Annotated in this window: 6 protein-coding genes and 1 pseudogene; 1 reads left to right on the plus strand and 6 read right to left on the minus strand. The window is 66.1% G+C overall.

All coding sequences use genetic code 11. From position 1 onward, the window contains the following. Positions 1 to 102: 102 nt before the first annotated feature. The 6 genes from EOC06_RS22740 to hemC all read right to left on the minus strand — a co-directional run bounded on the left by EOC06_RS22740 (position 103) and on the right by hemC (position 6,235). Positions 103 to 819: a glutamine amidotransferase gene (locus tag EOC06_RS22740; protein WP_128308839.1), complete on the minus strand. Its 717-nt coding sequence runs from the start codon at positions 817 to 819 to the stop codon at positions 103 to 105. A gap of 15 nt (positions 820 to 834) precedes the next feature. Beyond that, positions 835 to 1,314: a TerB family tellurite resistance protein gene (locus tag EOC06_RS22745; protein ID WP_127268697.1), complete on the minus strand. Its 480-nt coding sequence runs from the start codon at positions 1,312 to 1,314 to the stop codon at positions 835 to 837. Positions 1,315 to 1,350: 36 nt separating this feature from the next. Next, positions 1,351 to 2,955 carry a heme biosynthesis protein HemY gene (locus tag EOC06_RS22750; RefSeq protein WP_128308840.1) on the minus strand — a complete coding sequence of 535 codons (1,605 nt, stop codon included), beginning with the start codon at positions 2,953 to 2,955 and terminating at the stop codon, positions 1,351 to 1,353. Positions 2,956 to 2,965: 10 nt separating this feature from the next. Next, positions 2,966 to 4,480, minus strand: coding sequence for a COG4223 family protein (locus tag EOC06_RS22755; protein WP_128308841.1), 1,515 nt, complete (start codon positions 4,478 to 4,480; stop codon positions 2,966 to 2,968). Between the two features lie 110 nt (positions 4,481 to 4,590). After that, the gene (locus EOC06_RS22760) at positions 4,591 to 5,307 is read right to left on the minus strand and encodes a uroporphyrinogen-III synthase (protein ID WP_128308842.1); all 717 of its coding nucleotides are present in this window, start codon (positions 5,305 to 5,307) and stop codon (positions 4,591 to 4,593) included. A 1-nt stretch (position 5,308) separates the two neighbouring features. Further along, a complete protein-coding gene (gene hemC, locus EOC06_RS22765; RefSeq protein WP_127397168.1) occupies positions 5,309 to 6,235 on the minus strand; it encodes a hydroxymethylbilane synthase in 927 nt (308 codons plus the stop codon). 101 nt (positions 6,236 to 6,336) lie between these two features. Here hemC and EOC06_RS43210 point away from each other — a divergent pair. Then, positions 6,337 to 6,533: pseudogene (locus tag EOC06_RS43210) on the plus strand (tRNA (adenosine(37)-N6)-threonylcarbamoyltransferase complex transferase subunit TsaD); the annotation flags it as partial.

Here is a 6,533-nt window from a genome sequence, read left to right on the forward strand (position 1 = left end):
CTTAAAGCGCGTCGCGTCGAAACAGATTCACGCGCCGCGCTTTAGGTCTTGTTTTATGCATGTCGTTTTCCCAAAACCGGGGTCAGTTTTGGGCGACATGCATTAGCTATTGCTCGGCTTGCCGAAAATCATCCGCAGGAACTCGTCCAGCCAGCGCTTAAGATGCATGTCCCAGATCAGCCGGCCGCCGAGATGATCGCGGCCGGGCTGGGCACCGGGCAATTCGAAGCGATGCGCGCCGCGCACCACCCAGCGCTGCATCATCACCCTGGTCAGTTCGCCATGGAACTGGATGCCCCAGGCATTGTCGCCGTAGCGAAAGGCCTGGTTGGGATAGGTCTCGGCCGTCGCCAGCAGCGTCGCGTCCCTGGGCAACGAGAAACCCTCGCGGTGGAACTGATAGACCATCTCCGGCCAGTGCATCAGTTGCTTGCCGGCTTCGGTCGCTTTCAGGGGATACCAGCCAACCTCGACCAGCCCTTCGCCGTGTCCTTCGACCTTGCCGCCGAGACAGTTGACCAGCATCTGTGCGCCGAGACAGATGCCGAGACATGGCCGGTTCTCCCTCAGCGGTATTTCCAGCCAGTTGGTCTCGCGGCGAACGAACTCGTCCTCGTCATTGGCGCTCATCGGACCGCCGAACACCACCGTGCCGGCGTGGCCGTCCAGTGTTTCGGGCAAGGCGTCGCCAAGCGGCGGCCGGCGGATATCGAGGTCGAACCCTTCTTCCAGCAACATGTGGCCGACACGCCCCGGGCTCGAACTCTCCTGATGCAGCACGATCAGTATCTTTGGCTTCGAACTCGTTTGGCGCGGCATGGGAAGGCGAAGATCCTATTCGTCGCTCGATGTTCCGGTGGCGCCGGGCGCGTGCGCCGCCGCCTTGCGGCGCGCCTCGACGCGATCATGGCGTTCGACGCCGATCAGCTCGGCGACGCGCCAGACGGTGTTGTCCTCGAGCTCGTGCAACTCGCCGTCGGCATAGACGATTTCCCACATCAGGCCGATGAAGGCCTTGCGCGCATCGGCATCGAGATGCCGCTTCAGGACACTGGTGAAGGCATAGAGATCGATCGCCTCATTGTCGGCCCGCTCGCCGGCGGCGGCAAGCGCCTCAAGTTCCGTGCCGCTGATCGAATAGCTCTCCGCCAGCACCGCCTTGAACCGCTCCCACTCGACATCCTGGCGCACGCCATCGGCATTCATCACATGGTAGAGCAGCGCCGAGGCGGCGATGCGCGGATCGTCCGTGCTGGCACGAGTGCCGGCGCCGGCCGGCAAATCCCTGAGAAACGACAGAACGCGTTCAAACATAGATCCATACCCCAACGGCCTGACGGCCTGCCCAACTCAAAACAGCCGAAACCGGCGCGGCGATTTCTCCGCTTCCTCGTCCGGATCGACGCCGGGATCGTCCGGCAACCGCGCAAGCTCCTCGGCCGGATCGACGCCCTCGGCATCGCTCGGCACCGCGGCGAAGGCCGCTGCCGTGATCGGCCTGACATGATCTTCTTCGCGACTTTCAGCTTGCTTGCCCGCCGACGTCTCGCCACCGGCGTCATCGATCACCTCGATCGGCCCTTTTTCGCTCGTGGGCTTTGCCAATGCTTCGATGACCGGCGCCGCACCGGCTGGCATGTCGTCATGGCTGTCGATCAACTGGCCGAGACGCTCCATCGGCGCACGCCACTCGAAGGCGTCGAGCCGGCCGGTGATCGGCGACACCGGCGCCCAGCGTTCCGATACCACGCCGTCTGCGACCCAGGCCGGATCGCGCGGCGCCCGCACCGCCCTGGACAGCAGCTGCCGCACCTTGCCCTGATCGCCGGTCTCGGCCTCCTCGATGTCGGCGAGCAGCAGATAGGCGCCCTCGCGGCGGTCCATCCGGATCGCCGCCTCGGCCTCGCGGCGGGCGGTCGAGAAGTCCTGTGCGTCGAGCGCGGCGCGCGCCACCGTCATCGACGATTCGGCGTGGTTTTTCTTCATTTCCTGCAGCTTCTTCGCCCGGTTGAGGCGGTCGAGCACGGCGTCGCCCGGCCTTGCATGGGTATAGAGCTCGGCGATTTCCGGATGCGGCTCGGCCTTCCAGGCCGCCTCGAGTATCTTCGAGCCCTTGCGCACATCGTTCTGCTTGAACAATGCGGCCGCGGCGGCAACGGCGGCGGGCGCGAAGTCCGGCCGCAGCTTGTTGGCCTCGATCGCCGCAGTCCTGGCGGCGGCGGGATCGCTGTCGGCAAGCGCCTGCGCCTTGGCGGTCAACAGAACGGCGCGGCGGCGGTTGGCGGCATCGCGTTCGATCTGCCGTGTCGATTTCTGCGCGTCGACCAGTTTCAGGGCGCCGTCCCAGTCGGCGCGCGCGGTCAGCTCTTCCAGCGTCGATTCCGCCGCCCAGGCCAGTTGCGGCGCCATCACCGCGGCGCGGCCGGCATAATGCCTGGCGGCGTTGCGGTCGCCGAGCCGTTCGGCTTCCAGGTAAAGCCCGCGCAAGCCTAGCAGCCGCATTTCGGGATCGTCGAGCATGCTCTCGAATTTCTGTCGCGCGCCTTCATGATCGCCTTCGAGCAGCGACGCCTGCGCTTCCAGCAGGTGGATCAGCGGCTCCTGGTCGGAACGGATCAGCTTGGCGGCTTCCTTGGTCTTCTTGCGGGCCAGCGCGCCATCACCGGCGCCGGCGGCAATCATGCCGGTCGACAGCGCCTGATAGCCACGATCGCGGCGGCGGACACGGAAATAGCGCGAGATGGTGTAGGGGCTGTTCCACAGCGACTTGAGCAGCCACCACAGGATCATCACCGCGGCGACCACGGCAACGACGGCCACCGCCGCCACCATCAGGCTGACCTGGTATTGATAGCCGTTGAAAGTGACGACCATGTCGCCCGGCCGGTCGGCCAGCCAGGCAAAGCCCAGCCCGAGCGCGAAAACGACGATGAGGAAGGCGAGCAGGCGGATCATTGTGGTGCCCTCATGCCTTCATCGCGCCCGAGATCAGCGCATCGACCTGGGTTTCGACCTCGATGCGTGCCTTCAGCTTGCCGGCAAAGTCCGCGCCAGCGGCCTTGGCGGCCTCGGGCAGCGTCTCATACTCGCTGAGTGCCTTCGCGTAGTCGCCCTGGTTGACCGCCGCCTCCATGCGCGCGACGGTTTCCGGTGCGCCGGCGCCTTCGACGGCGCCGATCGGCCTGACCTTGACCAGCGATTCGGCGCTCGACATCAGATTCTGCAGGAAGCCGGCATTCTCATCGACGGGCGTCGCGGCAGTGACCATGGCATTGGCGGCGGCATCAGCCTGCGATGCGATCTCGGCGCGGGTCGGAACGCCCTTTTCAGCATAGGGGCGCAGTGCCGCAAGCTGCGGTGCATCGGGCGAAATTGCCGCGAGGGTTTCGAGTTCGGCCGAAAACGGCCCGCCACGCTCGAGCGCCGCCTTCAAGGCCGACGCCGCGATGGCAAGCGCGACCTTCGGCTGCCCCGCCGCCGCCTCGACCTTGCCGGACAGCTGCGACACAGACTGCTCCAGCGCTGTCAGCCGGCCCTCCTGCGCCGTCGTAGCCTCGCCGGCCGACTTCACCAGCGCGTCGAGGCCAGCCAGTTTCTCGTTGAGCGGACCGAGATCGACCGGCGCCGAGCTGCCGGCCTTGCCGAGGGCGGCGACCGCCGTCTCGATCTGCGCGACCTTGTCGCCCAGTGCGGCGACCCCGGCTGCGTCGCCTGCTCCACCTTTCTCGACAGCCGATTTCAGCGCCGCCACATCGGCCTTGACCTGTTCAAGGCCCGAGGACAGGCCGACCATCTTGGCCGCTCCATCACCGTTGCCGCCGGCGTCCTTCAAACCGGCGATTTCGGTCTTCAGCGAGGCGATGTCGCCGTTGACACTATCGAGCGAGACGCCGGCACCGGAACCCGGCGCGCCAAGCAGGCCGGCAAATTGCAGCCCGCCGGCGCCGACCAGCGCGATGACGCCGCCGATGATGCCGGCGGCGACGCCGTTGAGGCCGCCGCGCTTTTCAGGGGCTGGCGCCATTTTCTCGTCCCGTGTCTCGGTTCTTGCCTTGTTGCTGTCGGTCTGCGTGCGTTTCGCCGATGCATCGTCGAAACTGTAGTCGAAGGTTTTGGTTTTGCCGGCCGGCGCATCGGATGATCCGGGACCGTGGGACGATCCGGGCTCGTCGGACGATCCGGGATAGGGGAGTTCAGCCTCGCTGCCGGTCTTTGTTGCTGCTGCCTGTGGCTGCTCCGGTTCGGCCCGTGCGTCGGCATGCTCCCAGGGCTCGAGTTCGTTCTGGTCGGCATGAACCGGCTCTTCGGGGACCTCGGGCTGCGAAGCGTTCGCTGCTTCCTCGGCCTTCGCCTCGTCTGTCCGGGCCTCCTGCGTGGCGGCGTCCTCGTCGGCGATGCGTGAGACGGCGCCCGGCTCGAGATCGATGGTCACCGGCTCGCGGCGGCTTTTCGAGTGTCGCATCTTCGGCGTCTTGACCATGCCTGGGCTCCGCACAATTCGCTTCGTCTCAACGCCTGGCGGCGCATGATGGTTCAGAAAGGGTCTAGCACATCACCAAGCGGTGAAAAGGGGCGGTGTGATGACGCGGCTCAGCGCGGCGCCTGCAAAAGCGCCAGCAGTGCCTCCTCGTCGGGCTGCGCGGCGATGCGGATCCTTTCGCTGGCGACATCGTCGAAGGCCGCGGCGATGCGGTTGGAAAGCGCAAAAAACCATGTTTTTTCAAAGAGCCTTTGCAAAGCAGGCCGCCTCGCCAGCCCTTGCATCGCCGCAGCCGCCTTGGCCGAATAAAGCAACACCGCGTCGGCAGGTTGCCCGGACAGGCGTTCGAGGATGACTTCGTCCGAATACCCCACTGCCAGCGTGTCATAGGTCTCGACGGCCTGGACCCGAACGCCCGCCGTCCCGAGCCTCTGTTCGAACGCCGGAAAACGCACGCGTCCGCAGAGGTAGACAATCGTCTTTCCAGAAAAATCGACGGCGAGACTGTCGGCCAGCGCCTCCGCATCGCCCGGGCCTTCACTGACCGACAAAAACCCCGCTCGACGCGCCGCTTGCGCCGTCCTTTTGCCGACCGCATGACAAGGCAAGACGGCGAGCGTCGCGATTATTTCTTCCGGCGCATGACGCATGGCATTGGCGCTGGTGACGGCCACCGCGACGGCATCGTCCGGGATCAGTCCGGCGGCGGCAGGCAACGCCTTTGTTTCGGTCAGGGGCAAAAGAACCGGCTGAAAACCTGCCTCCTCAAGCCGATGCGCTGTGCGCGAAGCGCCTGGTTCCGGCCTGGTCACCAGGACGCGAAGCATTTCAGAGCCAGCCGTCGAAGAACTTTTCGCCGGCCTTGGCGCGCACACTCCGGGCCGCTTCACCGCCGATGCGGGCGGCGTCTTGCGCCGGCCCCTGCAGCTCGACCGTGTGCGACTGCGTGCCGTCGGGCGAGATGATCAGCCCGGCGAATGACAGTTTTCCGGCCTCGATCGCCGCATAGCCGGCGATCGGTGTGCGGCAGGAGCCATCGAGCGCCGCCAGGAAGGCACGCTCGCAGGCCAGCGCCTGGCCGGTCGGCACATCATGGACGGCTGCCAGCATTTTTTCGACATCGCGGTCGCCGATACGGGTTTCGATGCCGATCGCACCTTGCCCCGGCGCCGGCGGGAAGACATCGAGCGGTATCAGATCGGTGACGACATGCTCGAGCCCAAGCCGCTTCAGCCCGGCATAGGCCAGGATCGTGCCGGCGGCGACGCCTTCTTCGAGCTTGCGCAGCCGCGTCTGCACATTGCCGCGGAACATCACCACGTCGAGATCCGGCCGCATCCGGCGGATCAGCGCTTGCCGCCGCAGCGACGACGACCCCACTTTCGCCCCGCGCGGCAGTTCGGCGATCGTCTTCGCCGCCTTGCCGACAAAGGCGTCGCGTGCATCCTCGCGCGGCAGGAAGGCCGAGAGTTCGAGACCGTCGGGCAGTTGCGTCGGCATGTCCTTCGACGAATGCACGGCGATGTCGATCCGGCCCGCCAGCAGCGCCTCCTCGATCTCCTTGGTGAACAGGCCCTTGCCGCCGGCTTCCGACAGCGGCCGGTCCTGGATGCGGTCGCCGCTGGTCGAGATGACGACCACCTCGAACGCCTCCGCCGGCATGCCATGCGCGGCCATCAGCCGCGCCTGCGCTTCATGCGCCTGTGCCAGCGCCAGCGGGCTGCCGCGTGTTCCGATTCTCAAGATTGTTTGCATGGCGCGCAGTCCGTGATAACCCCCCGGCAAGCGAGGCTTTTCCGGGGTTCTCCTAACGGGGAAAGCCCCATGATACAATCTTTAGGGACAGCGACGAATTGATCCGCGTGCTGGGCATAGAGACGAGTTGTGACGAGACCGCCGCCAGCGTGGTGGCCATCGACAGCGACGCCGCGCCAAAAATCCTGTCCAACATCGTGCTCAGCCAGATCGAGGAGCATGCCGCTTTCGGCGGCGTCGTGCCGGAAATCGCCGCGCGCGCCCATGTCGAGGCGCTGGACGGCATCATCGAGGCGGC

Origin of the sequence: Mesorhizobium sp. M7A.F.Ca.MR.362.00.0.0 (genome assembly GCF_004023175.1) — a bacterium.
Classification (GTDB): domain Bacteria; phylum Pseudomonadota; class Alphaproteobacteria; order Rhizobiales; family Rhizobiaceae; genus Mesorhizobium.

Coding starts and splice junctions, on each gene's coding strand:
- EOC06_RS22755 (WP_128308841.1), bottom strand. CDS start 4,480: ATGGTCAAGACGCCGAAGATGCGACACTCGAAAAGCCGCCGCGAGCCG.
- hemC (WP_127397168.1), bottom strand. CDS start 6,235: ATGCAAACAATCTTGAGAATCGGAACACGCGGCAGCCCGCTGGCGCTG.
- EOC06_RS22745 (WP_127268697.1), bottom strand. CDS start 1,314: ATGTTTGAACGCGTTCTGTCGTTTCTCAGGGATTTGCCGGCCGGCGCC.
- EOC06_RS22760 (WP_128308842.1), bottom strand. CDS start 5,307: ATGCTTCGCGTCCTGGTGACCAGGCCGGAACCAGGCGCTTCGCGCACA.
- EOC06_RS22750 (WP_128308840.1), bottom strand. CDS start 2,955: ATGATCCGCCTGCTCGCCTTCCTCATCGTCGTTTTCGCGCTCGGGCTG.
- EOC06_RS22740 (WP_128308839.1), bottom strand. CDS start 819: ATGCCGCGCCAAACGAGTTCGAAGCCAAAGATACTGATCGTGCTGCAT.